Annotated in this window: 13 protein-coding genes and 2 pseudogenes; 7 read left to right on the top strand and 8 right to left on the bottom strand. The window is 72.6% G+C overall.

Translation table 11 applies throughout. The features are described 5' to 3' along the window. The first annotated feature begins 25 nt into the window (after positions 1 to 25). Positions 26 to 1,212 (top strand): annotated as a pseudogene (locus ABZ945_RS19060) (dihydrofolate reductase family protein). A 420-nt stretch (positions 1,213 to 1,632) separates the two neighbouring features. After that, positions 1,633 to 3,648, top strand: coding sequence for an ATP-binding protein (locus ABZ945_RS19055; RefSeq protein ID WP_361270622.1), 2,016 nt, complete (start codon positions 1,633 to 1,635; stop codon positions 3,646 to 3,648). Positions 3,649 to 4,007: 359 nt separating this feature from the next. Here the strand turns inward: ABZ945_RS19055 and ABZ945_RS19050 are convergent, their stop codons facing one another. Continuing rightward, on the bottom strand, positions 4,008 to 4,973 hold the full coding sequence (locus ABZ945_RS19050; protein ID WP_361270619.1) for a pirin family protein: 966 nt from the start codon (positions 4,971 to 4,973) through the stop codon (positions 4,008 to 4,010). 132 nt (positions 4,974 to 5,105) lie between these two features. Between ABZ945_RS19050 and ABZ945_RS19045 the strand changes: the two genes are divergently transcribed. The 3 genes from ABZ945_RS19045 to ABZ945_RS19035 all read left to right on the top strand — a co-directional run bounded on the left by ABZ945_RS19045 (position 5,106) and on the right by ABZ945_RS19035 (position 7,883). After that, positions 5,106 to 6,740 carry an alkaline phosphatase D family protein gene (locus ABZ945_RS19045; protein ID WP_361270616.1) on the top strand — a complete coding sequence of 545 codons (1,635 nt, stop codon included), beginning with the start codon at positions 5,106 to 5,108 and terminating at the stop codon, positions 6,738 to 6,740. 74 nt (positions 6,741 to 6,814) lie between these two features. After that, positions 6,815 to 7,321, top strand: coding sequence for a hypothetical protein (locus ABZ945_RS19040; RefSeq protein WP_361270614.1), 507 nt, complete (start codon positions 6,815 to 6,817; stop codon positions 7,319 to 7,321). A 40-nt stretch (positions 7,322 to 7,361) separates the two neighbouring features. Then, entirely contained in the window at positions 7,362 to 7,883 is a 522-nt protein-coding gene (locus ABZ945_RS19035; protein ID WP_361270611.1) for a potassium channel family protein, read from the top strand. A gap of 24 nt (positions 7,884 to 7,907) precedes the next feature. Here the strand turns inward: ABZ945_RS19035 and ABZ945_RS19030 are convergent. The 4 genes and pseudogenes from ABZ945_RS19030 to ABZ945_RS19015 all read right to left on the bottom strand — a co-directional run. After that, positions 7,908 to 9,242 (bottom strand): annotated as a pseudogene (locus ABZ945_RS19030) (acyltransferase family protein); the annotation flags it as partial. Positions 9,243 to 9,377: 135 nt separating this feature from the next. After that, entirely contained in the window at positions 9,378 to 10,160 is a 783-nt protein-coding gene (locus ABZ945_RS19025; protein WP_361270609.1) for a DUF2785 domain-containing protein, read from the bottom strand. Beyond that, complete coding sequence (locus ABZ945_RS19020; RefSeq protein WP_361270606.1) at positions 10,157 to 10,708, bottom strand: hypothetical protein; 552 nt, start codon at positions 10,706 to 10,708, stop codon at positions 10,157 to 10,159. The genes ABZ945_RS19025 and ABZ945_RS19020 overlap by 4 nt, the downstream gene beginning before the upstream one ends. 114 nt (positions 10,709 to 10,822) lie before the next feature. Further along, on the bottom strand, positions 10,823 to 12,262 hold the full coding sequence (locus ABZ945_RS19015) for an NAD(P)/FAD-dependent oxidoreductase (RefSeq protein WP_361270605.1): 1,440 nt from the start codon (positions 12,260 to 12,262) through the stop codon (positions 10,823 to 10,825). A gap of 221 nt (positions 12,263 to 12,483) precedes the next feature. Between ABZ945_RS19015 and trxA the strand changes: the two genes are divergently transcribed. After that, positions 12,484 to 12,876: a thioredoxin gene (gene trxA, locus ABZ945_RS19010; protein ID WP_361270602.1), complete on the top strand. Its 393-nt coding sequence runs from the start codon at positions 12,484 to 12,486 to the stop codon at positions 12,874 to 12,876. A gap of 77 nt (positions 12,877 to 12,953) precedes the next feature. Here the strand turns inward: trxA and ABZ945_RS19005 are convergent, their stop codons facing one another. Both ABZ945_RS19005 and ABZ945_RS19000 read right to left on the bottom strand, forming a co-directional pair. Next, entirely contained in the window at positions 12,954 to 14,141 is a 1,188-nt protein-coding gene (locus ABZ945_RS19005) for a thiolase family protein (RefSeq protein ID WP_361270599.1), read from the bottom strand. Between the two features lie 214 nt (positions 14,142 to 14,355). Then, positions 14,356 to 14,610 (bottom strand): hypothetical protein, encoded by a 255-nt coding sequence (locus ABZ945_RS19000; RefSeq protein WP_248637351.1) that lies wholly within the window; start codon positions 14,608 to 14,610, stop codon positions 14,356 to 14,358. Positions 14,611 to 14,706: 96 nt separating this feature from the next. On the opposite strand from ABZ945_RS19000, the gene ABZ945_RS18995 reads away from it, so the two are divergent. Further along, positions 14,707 to 15,189, top strand: a complete 483-nt coding sequence (locus ABZ945_RS18995) for a type II toxin-antitoxin system PemK/MazF family toxin (RefSeq protein ID WP_361270597.1) — start codon at positions 14,707 to 14,709, stop codon at positions 15,187 to 15,189. On the opposite strand, the gene ABZ945_RS18990 is transcribed toward ABZ945_RS18995, so the two are convergent. Further along, positions 15,162 to 16,100 (bottom strand): TIGR02452 family protein, encoded by a 939-nt coding sequence (locus tag ABZ945_RS18990; RefSeq protein ID WP_361270594.1) that lies wholly within the window; start codon positions 16,098 to 16,100, stop codon positions 15,162 to 15,164. The genes ABZ945_RS18995 and ABZ945_RS18990 overlap by 28 nt on opposite strands. Positions 16,101 to 16,137: the final 37 nt, after the last annotated feature.

Genomic DNA, 16,137 nt, shown 5'->3' with positions numbered 1-16,137 from the left:
CCGACGCACCCTTCCTGGAGATGACGTGTCCCGCCCATACGTGCTGCTGTCCGCTGCCGTCTCGATCGACGGCTACCTCGACACGCGACCCGGCGAGGACCGGCTCCTGCTCTCGAACAAGGAAGACTTCGACCGTGTCGACTCCGTTCGGGCCGGCGTCGACGCCATCCTGGTCGGCACCGGAACCCTTCGTGCCGACAACCCCCGTCTCCTGGTCAACTCGGCAGAACGCAGAGCGGCCCGAACGGCCGCCGGTCGGTCCGAGTACCCCCTGAAGGTCACCGTCACCGGAACGGGTGATCTCAACCCCGACTGGAAATTCTGGCACCACGGCGGTGACAAGCTCGTCCTGGCCGTGGGCGACGCTGCCAGGAGCAAGGCCCAGGCCAACCTCGGTGACCTGGCCATCGTCCAGCTCATCCCGGCCGAAGCCACATGGCCGACCGCGCTCGACATCCTCGGCGATGTCTACGGCGTGCAGCGCCTCATGGTCGAAGGCGGCGGCACCGTCCACACGCAGCTCCTCGAAGCGGGTCTCGCCGACGAACTCCAACTCGTCATCGCCCCACTCCTGGTCGGACAGCCGGACGCGGTGCGCATGCTCGGACCGGTCGGCTACCCCGGCGGCCCCACCGCCCGCCTCCGCCTGCTGGAGTCCCGCCGGATCGGCGACGTGGTACTCCTGAGGTACGCCCCCAAGGACACCTCGGCGGAGGCTCGATGAGCACCACTCCCGCAGCCGGCGCCCCCGGCACCGGCCGCACACCCAACGCCGCAGACCGCGACTGGCTCGCTCTTGCGTGTGAGCTGGCCGCCCTCTGCCCGCCCTCGACGACTGCCTTCAGCGTGGGGGCGGTCATCGTCGCAGCAGACGGAACCGAACTCGCCCGCGGCTACTCCCGCGAAAGCGACCCCCACGATCACGCCGAGGAGGCCGCTCTCGCCAAGCTCCCAGCCCAGGACACACGCTTGGCCACCTCCACGATCTACAGCTCCCTGGAGCCCTGCGCCAAGCGAGCCTCCCGTCCCCGACCCTGCGCCCGGCTGATCCGGGACAGCGGCCTCCGCCGTGTCGTCACCGCCTGGAGCGAACCCGACACCTTCGTCACAGACGCCGACGGCACCGGGTTCCTCGAAGCCTCCGGGGTGACGGTGGTGGCCCTGGATGAGTACGCAGACGCCGCGCAAGCCCCCAATCTGCACCTCATCTGAGATTGGGCCTCAAGGCCACTGGGCCAGGATGCCGGGGCACGGCGGTGCCGATGGTGCCACCGCGTCGGGGCGGGCCGGGCGCCACCGCCGGGTGGTGGGGCGGTGAAGTCGACCAAGCGCGCGGTGACGGCCGGGATGGATGCGAGGTAGTCCGCAGAGGCACAGGAGCTGCGCTCGTCGATTCGGACCTTGCTCTTGCCGTGCCGGACAAACGGCGGGCCACCCGGCGTCCACCGTGGCGATGAAGCTGTCCATCGGCATGTGGCCGGAAACTGTCGGTGACAGTTCTGACACCGGCTCTCGCCAGGCTGAGGAGGGAATCCCTGGCCCGCGGTGACGCACATCCGAGCCAGCGGAGGGCCTGACAAGGAGCTGAAAGGCCCTCTACCCAGAGTGATCAAGCCCTGCGAAACTGGCGCGATGAGACGTGTGCACCTGGAAGCGGCGGAGGACCATGTCGAGCGCCTCGCGAAGGAGCACGACCCGGTAGGGGCCGTGAAGGAACTTGTCTGGAACGCGCTGGACGCCGACGCCACCAGGGTCACGGTGACCGTCGAGCGGTCGACCACTGGTGCGGTGGACAAGATCAAGATCGCGGACGACGGGGAGGGCATCACCCCTGAGGGCTGCACGACCGCTTTCGAGAAGATCGGTGGTTCGTGGAAGAAGCACAGCCACACCACGGTCGGCGGCCGCGCCTTGCACGGCCGTGCGGGCCAAGGCCGTCTGCGCGCGTTCGCCCTCGGCGCCTTCATCAGGTGGACCACCGTCGCCAAGGGAATCAACGGCCTGCGGAAGACAACGGTGACAGCGCACAACGCGTCGCGCAACGACTTTCAGATCGGCGACTCCGCGCCCACGGAGGAACCGGCGGGAACGCTGGTCGAGGCATGGGGCCGGCAGTCTGGGGTTCTGGACCGTCTCACCGCCGATCGAGCCCGGAGTCAACTGACGACGGAGTTCGCTCCGTACCTGGCCAGGTATCCCCAGGTCGAGATCGTTTACGACGGGGAGAAGATCGACCCCACCGCGGTAATCCAGAAACAGTCCGAGGAGCGCATCGAATTTGAGCACGACGGTGCTGCGGAGACCGCCGTCGTCCGGATCATCGAATGGGACATGCGGGTGGAACGCGAACTCCACCTATGCGATGCCCTTGGCGTCCCCGTTGACATCACGGAGACGAGAATCCAGGCGCCCGGGTTCGACTTCACCACCTATGTTCTCTGGGATCGGATGACGGAACATCGGGGCGACTTTCTGCTAGGCGAAGCATCCGACGGTCCGGTGGCCTCTCTTCTGGCCGCCACCCGTCACCACCTGAGGTCGTACTTCCGGCAGCGGGCCGTGGAACGCCGTAAGGAGGTGGTCGACCAGTGGAAGGGCGCCGGCCTCTACCCGTACGGCGCCGAGCCGACGAGCGAGGCCGAGAAGGTCGAGCGGGAGACGTTCGACATCGTGGCGTCCACCATTCACCGCCATATGCCCCGGACCGCGAAGCACATGAAAGCTACGCTTGCCCTGCTGCGCGAATCGGTCAAGCACCAGCCGAGCAACGTGAACCGGATCCTCGACGAGGTCTTCCGGCTCACGAGCGACGACAAGTCGGAGCTCGATCGCCTGCTCAACCGTACGAGCCTGTCGAGCATCATCAGGGCGTCCACGAGCGTGGCGGACAGGCTGGACTTTCTCGCGGCCCTCTCCCACATGGTCTTCGATCCCGAAGCCAAGAAGCTCGTTAAGGAGAGGTCACAGCTCCACAAGATCCTTGAAAACGAGACATGGGTGTTCGGCGAGCACTACCAGCTGCTCGTCAGCGATCGCTCTCTCGACCAGGTGCTCGACCGACATCTCGACCTCATTGGGCGAGACAACCGAAGCCCGCAGCCCGTCTACCGGCAGGATGGATCGGTGGGGATCGTCGACCTGATGCTGTCGAGAGCCAGGCGCGAGCACGACCGGCAACAGCATCTGGTCGTGGAACTGAAGGCACCCAAAGTCAAAGTGGGTGACAAGGAGCTCCAGCAGATCAAGAGCTACGCGCTCGCCGTAGTCGAGGACGCCCAGTTCGCGGATGTCAGGGCCGAGTGGGACTTCTGGCTCGTGACTTCGGAGATGAGTAAGGTCCTGCGAGCGGAGGCCAGGCAGGCCGGAAGGCCCCGGGGATGCATCTGGGATCTGAAGGAGAACGAATACACCGTCCGTGTCTGGGTCAAGACATGGTCGGAGCTGATCGACGAGAGCAAGGGTCGCCTACAGTACTTCAAGGAGCACTTCGACCATGATCCGTCAGTCGAACAGGCGATGGACTACCTGCGTCACTCCCATCTCCCGTACCTTCCGGACGCTCTGATCCCAGCTCCGCGTGAAGGGCAGACAGATGGTACCGGAGCCGACGCCTCGAGTTCGACGGACGCGGCTCCGGATCTGGTGTGAAATTCCTGCTTGTCTTTGCACCGCTCGCAGCGGCCGCTCGCCCACTCCTAGCCATTCGGCCGGATCGCCGGGTCACAGGCTCCAGCCGTCACCGGCAAGAGGTACGGGTCCGACGGAGCCGCGGTGGTTGGTGTCAGGATGGCGTTCATCAGGGCATCCCGCCGTAGTAGAGAGCACCGATGAGCGCGGCCACGGCCGGGATGTAAAGCAGCTGCTTGGCGCAGTCGCTCATCGCGGCCTCCCTCGGACGAGGTGGAGCGCACTCCGCAGCCGGCCCCGCAAGGGCCGGCCAGCGACATCACCTGCGGCCGCGGCAGCGCACCGGGCGACATCGGCGATCACTCCACCGTAACCGCAGGTCAGCGCACCCTCCCCCGCGGCTTCAGCGCCACCGGCGGCAGTTCCGGCGCCGGCAGGCGGCCGCCGTCGTAGCCGTGCACCTCGCCGAAGCGGGTGCCGGTCATCCAGTCGGCGCGGGCGCGTTCGATGTCCTCGTGGGAACGGCCCACGAAGTTCCACCACATGACGATCTCCTCCTCGAACGGCTCGCCGCCCAGGAGCATCAGCCCGGCGTCGGATTCGGCGCGCAGCGGGAGGGCGGTGCGGCCGCAGCCGAGGTAGAGCATGGAGCCGGGCAGCACGGGGACGCCGTCCACATGGGCCTCGCCGGACATGGCGAGGACGGCGTACTCCCAGTCGGAGCGCAGCGGGAGGCTGGTCTCGGTGGAGCGGGTCAGGGCGAGGTCGGCGCCGACGAGGGGGGTGTAGGCGGTGCCCGGGGACTCGGCGCCGTCGAGGTCGCCGAGGATCACGGTGGCGGTGAGGCCGGGGGCGGTGACCGTGGGCAGGTCGGCGTGGTGCTGGAAGTGGGGGTCGACATGGCGGTGGGCGTCGGGGAGGGCGACCCAGAGCTGGGCGCCGTGGAGGTAGCGGGCGTGCGGGCGGGGGCTCTCCTCGGAGTGGGAGATCGCCCGGCCGGAGGTCATCAGGCCCAGTTCGCGGGGGCGGATGGTCTGCAGACTGCCGGTGCTGTCGCGGTGCAGCACCTCGCCCTCGTGCAGCCAGCTCACCGTCTGCAGGCCCATGTGCGGGTGCGGCGGCACCTGCATGCCCGGCTCGTCGGCGATGTCGTCGGGCCCGTAGTGGTCGACGAACGCCCAGGCGCCGACCATCCGGCGGCCGAGGTTGGGCAGCAGGCGCCGGACCTCGGTGGACTCGCCCAGGGACACGCGGCGCGGGCTGAGGAGTTCCCGCACCGGTTCGGCGACGACGAAGCCGCGCCCTCCGCAGACGGAGGGGACGGCCTGGCGGTCAAGGTTGCTCATGGGGTCAATCTAGGGCCGGGGGGTGGGCGGGTGCACCGGGTATCCGGGGAAGGGGAGGAGAGGTGACGGAGGGTCAGACCACTCGGATGCCGGATCGGAGAAGGGTGCGGAAGCGGGCATACCGGTTGCGTTATGACGACTCAGACGACTGAACCGCCAGAGCTGCGGGCCGCCGCCCGGCAGCTGGGCCGCCGCCGCTTCCTGACCCTCGCGAGCGCCGCCGCCGCGCTCGCCTTCACCACGGACCTCCCGGCCGCCGGCGCGGCCGCCGCCCGCGAGCTGGACGCGCGCCGCATCGACCGGGATCCGTTCACCCTCGGGGTCGCCTCCGGGGACCCGCTGCCGGAGTCGGTGCTGCTGTGGACGCGGCTGGCCCCGAGCCCGTACGAACCGGACGGCGGACTGCCCGCCGAGCGCGTCGAGGTGCGCTGGGAGGTGGCGCTGGACGAGCTGTTCTACGCGGTGGTGCGCAGCGGGACGACCACCGCCCACCCCGAGTACGCGCACAGTGTGCGGGTGGAGGTGTCCGGGCTGGACGCGGGCCGGACGTACTGGTACCGCTTCCGGGCCGGCACCTGGATCAGCCCGCCCGGGCGGACGCGCACGGCCCCGGCGGCGAACGCCTCGTATCTGTCCGGGGTGCGCTTCGCGGCGGTGGCCTGCGCCGCCTACTTCGACGGCTACTACACCGCGTACCGCCATCTGGCCGACGAGGACCTGGACCTGGTGGTGCACCTGGGCGACTACATCTACGAGTACGGGGTGGACTCGGCCGGCGGGCACCGCGGCTACACCGACCGCGTCCTGCCGGCGCACTTCAACAAGGAGACCGTGACGCTGGAGGACTACCGGCTGCGGTACGCGCTGTACAAGAACGACGCCGATCTGCGGGCCGCGCACGCCGCGCACCCCTTCGTCGTCACCTGGGACGACCACGAGACGGAGAACAACTACGCGGGCGCCGTGGCCGAGAACGGGGTGCCGCCGGAGGAGTTCCTGGTGCGGCGGGCCGCGGCCTACCGGGCGTACTGGGAGAACCTGCCGCTGCGCGCGCCGCAGCAGCCGGCCGGCGCGGACATGCGGCTCTACCGGCGGCTGCGGTACGGCCGGCTGGCGCAGTTCGACGTGCTGGACACCCGGCAGTACCGCTCGGACCAGGCGTACGGGGACGGCTGGCGCCGCCCGGGGCCGGAGTCGCAGGACCCGGCGCGGACGATGACCGGGGCCGAGCAGGAGCGGTGGCTGCTGGACGGCTGGAAGGACTCGCCCGCGGTGTGGAAGGTGGTGCCGCAGCAGGTGGTGTTCGCCCAGCGGCGCAGCTCCACGGCGGCGGAGTACACGGTGTCGATGGACGCCTGGGACGGCTATCCGGCGGCCCGGGGGCGGCTGCTGGCCGGGGCGCAGGCGGCGGGTGTGGAGAACCTGATGGTCCTGTCGGGTGACGCGCACGCGGCGTTCGGCTTCGATCTGAAGGCGGACTTCGACGATCCGGCGTCCCGGACCGTCGGCACCGAGATCGCGACCACCTCGCTGACCAGCGGCCGGGACGGGGTGCAGAAGCTGGCGAGCCACCACCGGCTCAGCGAGGCCAACCCGCATCTGAAGTTCTCCGACGGGCGGCGCGGCTACACGGTGGTCCGGCTGGGGCAGGAGCGTGCGGACATCGCGTTCAAGACGGTCTCGGCGGTCACCCGGCCGGGCGGCACGCTGTCCACCACCGCCTCGTTCACCACCGGGGTGGACGCGCCGGGGCTCACCCCCGTCTGACCCCTGGTGGCCGCCGTCACCCGTTCGGGGCGCACCCGCGCGCACCGGCGGCCCGTCCGGCTTTGCATAAGGGCATGGGCATGGGACAGGGCGAGGGATATGGCAGCGGCTCCGCAGGACCGACGAGTCGCGGCGGGCGGAACCGGCGCCGTCCGCCGCTGCCCGCCGCCTGGCTGCTCTGCGCCGCGCTGGCCGGGCTGGTGCTCGGCGGCTGCTCGGGGGACGGGATGACGGCCCGGCAGCGGGAGCTGGCCGCGGTGGACGCGTTCTGCGCCGACCTGGGCGCGCTGCGGATGGACGCGGGTCGGCTGGCGGCGCTCGGACCGAGGTCGGAGGGCCGGGCCGAGCTGCGCGACCTCGGCGCGGACGCCGCGCATGACGTGAGCCTGGTCCAGCGGAGTGCGCGGGGCATCCGCCGGGCCGGGGCGGGGGCGGTGGCGGACGCCTACGAGGAGGTGCGGCGGGCCGTGGACGCCCTGCCCGGCAGCGTCCCCGGCCCCGAGGCGGTGAAGCGGATCCGGCCCCAGCTCGCCGCGCTGGACCAGGCGGTCGCCGCCTCCCAGGCGGCCGTGAAGTGCTGAGCCGGGCAGCGGAGGTCCCCGGCCGCGGGGCGGGCGGCCGATGATCCGGCACGGGTACGGGCGGGGCGGGTGGGTGTGGCCGGTCGGGGCGGTGGCGGTCATGGTGACCGGGTACTTCGTCCTGCCGCTGGACCTGCTGGGCCCGCATCGGCCGGGGGCCAGCTGGACGGTGTTCGTCGCGGCCATGGCGGTGGTGGCGGCGCTGCTGCTGCGGCAGATTAGGGCGGTGCTGGCCGAGCGGCGCGACATCCGGCCGGGGATCACCATCCCGCTGCTGATGTGCCTGTCGGTGCTGGTCTTCGCGGGCGGCTACTACTCGCTGGCCAAGCATCCCGGGGAGTTCGTGGGGCTGGAGACCCGGCTGGACGGGCTCTACTACACCATGGTCACCCTGGCGACGGTCGGCTTCGGGGACATCACCCCGAACGGGCAGGAGGCCCGGCTGGTGACGATCCTCCAGATCGTCTACAACTTCGTCTTCCTCACCGCGGCGGCGACCGCGCTGACCCAGTGGGTACGGGACCGGGCGGGTGAGCGGGCCCGGTCCCGTACCGGAGACTAGGTCCGGGGCGGGAGTGCCGCCGGGGCCCCGTCCGGTGCACTCGACCAGGAGCCAGCCGCCCAGGGCCAGGGCGACGGCGACCGGCGCGGTGACCGGCACCCCGAGCAGCAGGGCCGTGTGCCCCTCCAGCAGCCCGCCGAAGCCGGCCATGGACAGGCCGAGCACCCCGAACAGGCTGAGCGCGACCCCGGCGGCGGCCAGCGGCGCCGTACCGGGCCGGGGTGCCGCACCGGCCGGGAAGGGCTGCTCGAAGCGCCGGAAGGCGGCGACCAGCACCCCGGTGAGCAGCGCGGCGGCGGCCATCCGCACGGGTACCTGAGCCCACCAGGCGGCGGAGGCCGGGGCGGGCAGGGCGAGGCCGGCGGCCAGGGCCGCCCCGTACACCGCGAGCATCGCGGTCAGATGCCAGAGGAACGCGGTCATCGCGATCCCGTTGGCGGCCACCACGGCCCGCCACACCCGCGCCCGCGCCGCGAACCGGGTGCCGGGGCCGCGCAGCAGCTCCACCGCGCCGACCAGCCACAGCCCGTGGCAGAGCAGGGCGAGGGTCGGCGGGGCCATGTTGGAGACCTTCTCGCCGGGCATCCCCACCATGGACAGCGGATACGGTCCGAGGGCCACCAGGGCGGCGGCCCCGGCGAGTCCGGCGGCGGCGAGCACGGCAGGACGGCGGATCATCCCGTCGGCCCGCAGGAAGCCGAGCTGGTGCACGGCGAGCCAGACGAAGGCGAAGTTCAGGAACTCGATGTAGGGGACGGCGAGGGCGAAGCGCAGCACGTCCACCGCGACGGCGGCCGCGACCAGTCCGAGGAACGCACCCCAGCCGTACCGTTCGTGCAGCCGCAGCAGGGGCGGGGTGAAGGCGACCATCGCCAGGTAGATGCCGATGAACCAGAGCGGCTGGGCCACCAGTCGCAGCGCCACCCCGGTGACTCCCCCGCCCCCGCCGAGCAGTTGGACGGCGAGCGCGACGGCGCCCCACACCAGGACGAACACCATGGTGGGGCGGAGCAGCCGCTGCAACCGGCCCCGTAGAAAGGCCGCGTAGACGGCCCGTTCGGGGTGGCGGCGGGCGGTGGAGCGGTAGGAGAGGGCGTGCGAGAACCCGCCGACGAAGAAGAAGACCGGCATCACCTGGAGCGCCCAAGTGAGGAGTTGCAGCTCCGGCAGAACGGCGAGCAGGTTGCCGACCCGTACGTCGGCGCCGTCGGCACCGCCGGTGACGGCCGCCATCAGCCAGTGGCCGGCGACGACGGTGGCGAGCGAGGCGACCCGCAGCAGGTCGACATAGCGGTCGCGGGTGGCGGGGGTGTTCGCCGCGACGGTGTCCACCGCGAGCGCGCGTACAGGGGAGGTCATACGAGCCAGCCTCGGTGGACGGGCGGGGTGCGGAACACCGTACGGATACTCAGGTACGGGAATGAGTACGCGCGTTCGAGGGCCGGGGCGACCGGGCCGGGCGGCGCTTCAGGCGAATCAGGCGAATCAGGCGAATCAGGCGAGCCAGGGCGAGGGCAGCCGCAGCACGGCGGCGACCCGTTCGGCGACCTGGTCCGCGTGGGGAGGGACGCCGCCCTCGGCGAGGCCCCGGACCAGATGCAGAGGGAGCGCCTGGAGGGTGGCGAAGGTGTTGAACGCCCAGGGCGGTACGGGACCGGGTCCGCCGCCGGCCAGGGCTCCGGTCACCACGGTGAGCCAGTCGGTGGCCTGCCCGGCGGTCAGCCCGTGGGCGAGCAGGATGCCGGTCATCGCCCGGGCCAGCCGGGCGTCCTCCGCCTGGATGTAGCGGTAGTCGGTGTGCGGTGCGGTCATCCGCCGGGCGCAGAGGTGGAGCAGGTCGGTGCGGCGCTCGGGCAGCGCCCGGGCGAACGCGGTGGCGGCGTCGGCGCCGTGGGCCACGGCGTGCAGCCAGCCGAGGGAGTCGTCCCAGCCCCGGGTGTCGGGCTCGGCCGGATACCAGGCCGTGAACGCGGCGTACCAGCGCCGTACGGCCCGCTCCGCCAGCAGACCGGGGACGGCGGCGGCCCGGTCCAGTACACACCGCAGCACCAGCGGGGCGAAACTCCGCGCCTGGACCTCGGGGTGGCCCAACCGCTCGGCAGCGCTGTCGCCGAGCCACTCCAGCGCCTCGTCCAACCGGCCCTCACGGGTCCAGCGCGCGATCGCGGTGTAACCCTGGGCATCGCGCACCTCCGGGTCGGCGGAGGCCAGTTGCTCGGACAGCAGCACGGCCACCCGGGCCGCCGGGAGGTCCGAGGGGAAGTCGGGGTCGGTCACCGGTAGTCGTGGGGGTGGTCCTGCATCCAGGTGTTGACGCGGTCGCGGGTGCCGATGAGGGCGGTGCGGTGGGTTTCCAGGTTCTCGGTGGAGGTGTCGCCGCCGAGCTTCTTCTCCAGTGCGGCGATCCAGCCGATGGGCTCCTTGAAGTGGCCGGGCCCCTGGGGGTCGGCCCTCATCGACGCGTCGAGGCCCGTCAGTTCCTCGTGCACCCGGCCCAGGAAGTAGGCGCAGTCCCCCGCCCCCGGGGTGCAGGTCCCGTCGAGCGTGGCCTGGAGGCCGGCGAAGGAGTCCCGGACCTTCTCGGGTCCCGGCGAGGCATCCGCCGAAGCATCCGCCGTCGGCTCGCCGCTCGCCGCGTTCTCCGCGCTTTCGGCGCTCGCCTCCGCCGAGGGTGAGGAGGGGGCGGTGCGGTCCCCGGTGGGCTCCGCGTCGCCGGAGCAGGCGGTCAGGGCGACGGCCAGTGCGGCGGCCGCCACCGCCGTACGGGCCATGCGCCGCCCGGCCCTGCCTCGGCCGGCTGCCCCGGCCCGTGAGCTGATCCCCATGACGTCCCCCCGGTTCCCCGTACCCCTGTTGTGATCATGGCGACAGTAACAGGGGTACGGGGGCCATGGGGCGCGCTCACCGGCCGGTGCCCGGCCCCGGTGAGCGACGGGTGCTCAGCCCCGGTAGGTCTCCAGCAGCCGCAGCCAGACCTCGCTGATGGTGGGGTAGGAGGGGACGGCGTGCCAGAGGCGGGAGATCGGCACCTCGGCGGTGACCGCGATGGTGGCGGAGTGGAGGAGTTCGCCGACGCCGGGGCCGACGAAGGTGACACCGAGCAGCACCTCCCGTTCCAGGTCGACGACCATCCGGGCGCGGCCCTTGTAGCCGTCCCCGTAGAGGCTCGCGCCCGAGACGGAGGCCAGGTCGTAGTCGACGGCGCGCACCCGGCGGCCGCCGGACTCGGCCTCGGCGAGGGTGAGCCCGACGGAGGCGATCTCCGGGTCGGTGAAGACGACCTGGGGCACCGCGGCGTGGTCGGCGGTGGCGGCGTGCGGGCCCCAGGCGGTGGTGTCCGGCTGGGTGGCGCCGTCGGCCCGGGCGCCGATGGCCGCGCCCGCGATCCGGGCCTGGTACTTGCCCTGGTGGGTGAGGAGCGCCCGGTGGTTGACGTCTCCCACCGCGTACAGCCAGTCCGTGCCCTGCACCAGGCAGGAGTCGTCCACATCGAGCCAGGAGCCGGGTTCGACGCCGATGGTCTCCAGGCCGAGGTCGTCGGTGCGCGGGGCGCGGCCGGTGGCGAACAGCACCTCCTCGGCCTCGACGGTGCTGCCGTCGTCGAGGGTGAGGGTGACGGGCGCGCCGGGGCCGGGGCGCTCGGCGGCGGTGACGGAAACCCCGGTGCGGACACTCGCCCCGGCCTCGGTCAGCGCCTCGGTGAGGAGTTCACCGGCGAAGGGCTCCATCCTCGGCAGCAGCCCGTCGCCGCGGACCAGCAGGGTGACCTGGGAGCCGAGCGCCTGCCAGGCGGTGGCCATCTCGACGCCGACCACTCCCCCGCCGACCACGGCGAGGCGGCCCGGTACCTGCTTGGCGCTGGTGGCCTCGCGGCTGGTCCAGGGGTCGGCGGTGGCCAGGCCCGGGAGCTCGGGCAGCACGGCCCGGCTGCCGGTGCACACGGCGACCGCCTGCCGGGCGGTGAGCAGCACCTCGCCGTCGGGGCCGCCGGTGACGGCGACCTTCCGGGGGCCCGCCAGTCGGCCATGGCCACGGTAGAGGCGTACGCCCACCGACTCCAGCCAGCCGACCTGGCCGTCGTCCTTCCAATGGGAGGTGAAGGAGTCGCGCCTGCCGAGGACGGCCTCCGCGTCCAGCGGCCCCCGGACGGCGTCCCGCAGCCCCGGCAGCCGGCGCGCGTCGGCGCGGGCAAGGCCAGGGCGCAGCAGCGCCTTGCTGGGCATACAGGCCCAGTAGGAGCACTCCCCTCCCACGAGTTCGCTCTCCACCACCGCCACGCTCAATCCCGCCGCGGCGACCCTGTCGGCCACGTTCTCGCCGACCGGGCCCGCGCCGACCACGACGACGTCGTACTCCACCGTCTGCACCGTATGTGTCATGGGCAACAGTGTGCTGGTACGTGTGGGCGGTGGCCACACGGGCAGTCGCCGGAACGGCGCGGAGCCGGAAACAGCGGTTCCGCGACCGCGGCATGGCGGTTCGGGGACGGCATGGCGGTCCCGGGACCGGAATAGCGGTTCCGTGGTCGCCGTTGTGCGGAACGAGCCGACGGACAGTGTGACGACGCCGGGACGCGGACGTCCCGGGAAGAGGAGCCAGCATGAGCACGGTAGAGCTCACCAAGGACAACTTCGATCAGATCATGACCGACAACGACTTTGTCCTGATCGACTTCTGGGCGTCGTGGTGTGGCCCCTGCCGCCAGTTCGCCCCGGTCTACGAGGCCGCCTCCGAGCGCCACGGGGACCTGGTCTTCGGCAAGGTGGACACCGAGGCGCAGACGGAGCTGGCCGCTGCCTTCCAGATCCAGTCCATCCCGACGCTGATGGTCGTCCGCGACAAGGTCGCGGTGTTCGCCCAGCCCGGCGCGCTGCCCGAGGCGGCCCTGGAGGACGTCATCGGGCAGGCCCGTGAGCTGGACATGGAGGCGATCCGCGCCTCGATCGCCGAGAACGCGACCAGCGGCGGCGAGGGCGGGCAGCAGCAGGGCTGAGCGGACGGACGGTGCTGCCGGTGCCCGGGGCGGAACCTCCCCACCCCGGGCGCGGGTGCGCTGGTACGGAGGGGCCCTCAGCGCTCCAGTACGAGGGCGAGTCCCTGGCCGACGCCGATGCACAGCGCCGCCAGGCCGGTACCCGAGCCGGCCTCGGCGAGCTGGTGGGCGACCGCGCCCGCCAGCCGGGCGCCGGAGGCACCGAGCGGGTGGCCGATGGCGATGGCGCCGCCGCGCGGGTTGACCACGGCGGGGTCCAGTTCCGGCCACTCGGCGAGGCAGCCCAGCGACTGGGCGGCGAAGGCCTCGTTCAGCTCGAAGACGGTGAGGTCGGTGAAGCCGCGGTCGGACTTGGCGAGGGCCCGGCGCACCGCCTCCACCGGGCCGAGGCCGAAGAGCTGGGGCTCGATGCCGGTGACCGCGGAGGAGCGGATCCGGGCGAGCGGCTCGCGGCCGGTGGCCCGCAGCCCCTCCTCATCGGTGATCAGCAGCGCCGCCGCCCCGTCGTTCAGCGGTGAGGCGTTGCCCGCCGTGACGGTGCCGCCCTCGGTGCGGAAGGACGGCTTCAGCCGGGCGAGCGCCGCGAGGGAGGTGTCGTCCCGGATGGACTCGTCCCGGGCCAGGTCGGCGCCCGGGTAGGCGACGACCTCGGCGTCGTAGCGGCCCTTGGCCCAGGCCTCGGCCGCCTTCTGGTGGCTGGCCAGGGCGAACGCGTCCTGCTGCTCGCGGGTGACGCCGTGCCGGTCGGCGACCAGTTCGGCGCCCTCACCGAGGGAGACGGTCCACTCCGGGGGCATCTTGGGGTTGGTCATCCGCCAGCCGAGGGTGGTCGAGTAGAGCTGCTGGTGGCCGGCGGGAAACGCCCGCTCGGGCTTCTGCAGCACCCAGGGCGCACGGGACATCGACTCCACCCCGCCCGCCAGGACGACGGAGGCGTCGCCCAGGGCCACCGCCCGGGCGGCCTGGATGACGGCCTCCAGACCGGAACCGCAGAGCCGGTTGACGGTGGCGCCGGGCACCGAGACGGGCAGCCCCGCGAGCAGCACCGCCATCCGCGCCACGTCCCGGTTGTCCTCGCCCGCGCCGTTGGCGTCGCCGAAGTAGACGTCGTCGATCCTGGCCGGGTCGAGGTCCGGGGTGCGCTCCACCAGCGCCCGGACGACATGGGCGGCGAGGTCGTCGGGCCGGACACCGGCGAGCGCTCCGCCGAACCTGCCGATCGGTGTGCGGACGGCGTCGACGATGTAGACGTCGCGGATGGTCATCGGGATGCCTCTCCCACGTACTCGCCCGGCCCGGGTGGTGAACGCTCGTTCACCGCCCGGCTCTCCGGGCGAGTCTCCGTCGCGGGCGTACGGACTGTCAACGGCCGCCGGGCCCCACTCCACCGGCCCGGATTCGTACCCGGACACCACCCGTCCCCCACGGCCAGGCCAGGTCGCGGACCGGTCCGGGGCGGCGGATCCGGACCGGCCCGGGTCAGCGGACGCGGGCCACCAGGCCGTAGTCCAGTTCGGCGCCGTCCACCAGCAGGGCCTCCACGGCCGGGGTGGCCGGGTCGATGTCGGCCTCCAGGCCGTCGCCGGTGTAGCGGGGGAAGCCGGAGGCGCCCAGCTCGCCGGTGGCCCGCACCACCGCGGCACGGACGGCGACCCGGGGCAGCTCGGCGGGATCGCGCCCCTCGTCGGGCGCGGGCACGATCAGGATCTCGAAGCTCTGCGGATGTGCGCTCATGGAGGCGACGCTAGAGACCTTCGCCGGGCCGCGCACCCCCCGCGTCCGCCGGGGGCCGCGACGCACCCGCCGCCACCAGGTCGTACGGTGGGACGGATGACGACGTTCTCCAATGCCAACGGCGACCTCGACGGCTTCGCCGACCTGCCCGGCCGCTTCGGTCCCGCCGCCACCACGGACGCACGGGCCGAGGACGTGGGCCCGGTCCATCTCGCGTACTCCCCCGAGACCGACGGCGCACCCGACCCCGGCGAGATCGTCTGGACCTGGGTGCCGTACGAGGAGCACGACGGCCGGGGCAAGGACCGGCCGGTGCTGGTGGTGGCCCGGGAACCGGAGGGCACCCTGCTGGCCGTACAGCTGTCGAGCCGTCCGCACGAGCAGGACCGGGAGTGGGTGCCGATCGGTTCCGGCCCCTGGGGCCGGGAGGCTCGGGAGTCCTGGGTGGACCTGGACCGGGTGCTGCGGGTGCACGAGGACGGGATGCGCCGGGAGGCCTGCGCGCTGGACCGGCCGGGCTTCGACGCGGTGGTGACCCGGCTGGCGGAACGTTACGGCTGGACGCCCGCAGCCGACTGACCGCCCTCTGCCCGCTGGCCACCGCCCACCGACTGACCGGCGCCTGACGGCTGGCCGCCCCCTGCCGCCCCACCGGCGCCCGCCGGCTCCAGCACCGTCCGGAAGGCGCCGAGGACATGCTGCCCGCGGGTGCGGTCCAGCACCGCGAAGACCGCCTCGTCGAAGCGGCCGGCGAACCGTCCGGGCCCGGTCAGCAGGGCTCGGAAGGCGCCGGCCACCTCGGCCGGGTCGTTGCGGAAGACCCCGCAGCCCCAGGCGCCCAGGACCAGCCGCCGGTACCCGTGCGCCGCCGCGGTCTGCAGCACCCGTTCGGCCCGGGAGGCGAGCGCGGCGGGGATCAGGTGGGCCCGCTCGGGCGCGGTGCGCAGGATGACGCCCGCGTTGGGGGCGGGCGAGGTGAGGAAGCCCGCGGTGTACGGCTCGGCGAGCAGCGCGTTCCGCTCGTCGCGGAAGACCGGGACCCCCGGGGAGTGGATGACCCGGTCGGAGTAGAACGGGTCCCGGTCGGCACGGTGGTGCGCGTAGTACTCCGGCGCCCGCAGCAGCGTGGTGTGCAGGGCCGAGGCGCGGCAGAGCGCCTCCTCCTGGGCCTGGGCCCCGTTCAGATAGCCGCCGCCGGGATTGCGGGCGGAGGCGAAGTTCAGCACCGCCACCGGGGCGGAACCGGCCAGGGCCAGCCGCCGGGCCGCCTCGGTGCTGGACTCGCCGGTGACGGTGAGGGCGACGGTGCCGGTGCCGGTGGTGGCACCGGCGGGCAGCGGGACCGGGTCGGGGCCGTGCATCCGGGTTCCGGCCAGGGCCGCCTCGATCTGCGGGGCGATGACCACCTCCCGGCCGTCCGGGGCCTGGTAGCGGCCGGTCCGGACGATCTCCTCGGTATGCTGCGCGATCGCGCGCAAACGTGCGCTCATACCCGGCATCGTCGATAATCAACCAGGCACCGGACAA

Source organism: Streptomyces sp. NPDC046887, assembly GCF_040644755.1.
Taxonomy (GTDB): domain Bacteria; phylum Actinomycetota; class Actinomycetes; order Streptomycetales; family Streptomycetaceae; genus Streptomyces; species Streptomyces lichenis.
This window is presented reverse-complemented; position numbering and strand designations above follow the sequence as displayed.

Bases quoted from the DNA above. Each gene is read 5' to 3' on its own strand.
- ABZ945_RS19055 (WP_361270622.1), top strand. From the start codon at position 1,633: ATGAGACGTGTGCACCTGGAAGCGGCGGAGGACCATGTCGAGCGCCTC.
- ABZ945_RS19050 (WP_361270619.1), bottom strand. From the start codon at position 4,973: ATGAGCAACCTTGACCGCCAGGCCGTCCCCTCCGTCTGCGGAGGGCGC.
- ABZ945_RS19045 (WP_361270616.1), top strand. From the start codon at position 5,106: ATGACGACTCAGACGACTGAACCGCCAGAGCTGCGGGCCGCCGCCCGG.
- ABZ945_RS19040 (WP_361270614.1), top strand. From the start codon at position 6,815: ATGGGCATGGGACAGGGCGAGGGATATGGCAGCGGCTCCGCAGGACCG.
- ABZ945_RS19035 (WP_361270611.1), top strand. From the start codon at position 7,362: ATGATCCGGCACGGGTACGGGCGGGGCGGGTGGGTGTGGCCGGTCGGG.
- ABZ945_RS19020 (WP_361270606.1), bottom strand. From the start codon at position 10,708: ATGGGGATCAGCTCACGGGCCGGGGCAGCCGGCCGAGGCAGGGCCGGG.
- ABZ945_RS19015 (WP_361270605.1), bottom strand. From the start codon at position 12,262: ATGACACATACGGTGCAGACGGTGGAGTACGACGTCGTCGTGGTCGGC.
- trxA (WP_361270602.1), top strand. From the start codon at position 12,484: ATGAGCACGGTAGAGCTCACCAAGGACAACTTCGATCAGATCATGACC.
- ABZ945_RS19005 (WP_361270599.1), bottom strand. From the start codon at position 14,141: ATGACCATCCGCGACGTCTACATCGTCGACGCCGTCCGCACACCGATC.
- ABZ945_RS19000 (WP_248637351.1), bottom strand. From the start codon at position 14,610: ATGAGCGCACATCCGCAGAGCTTCGAGATCCTGATCGTGCCCGCGCCC.
- ABZ945_RS18995 (WP_361270597.1), top strand. From the start codon at position 14,707: ATGACGACGTTCTCCAATGCCAACGGCGACCTCGACGGCTTCGCCGAC.
- ABZ945_RS18990 (WP_361270594.1), bottom strand. From the start codon at position 16,100: ATGAGCGCACGTTTGCGCGCGATCGCGCAGCATACCGAGGAGATCGTC.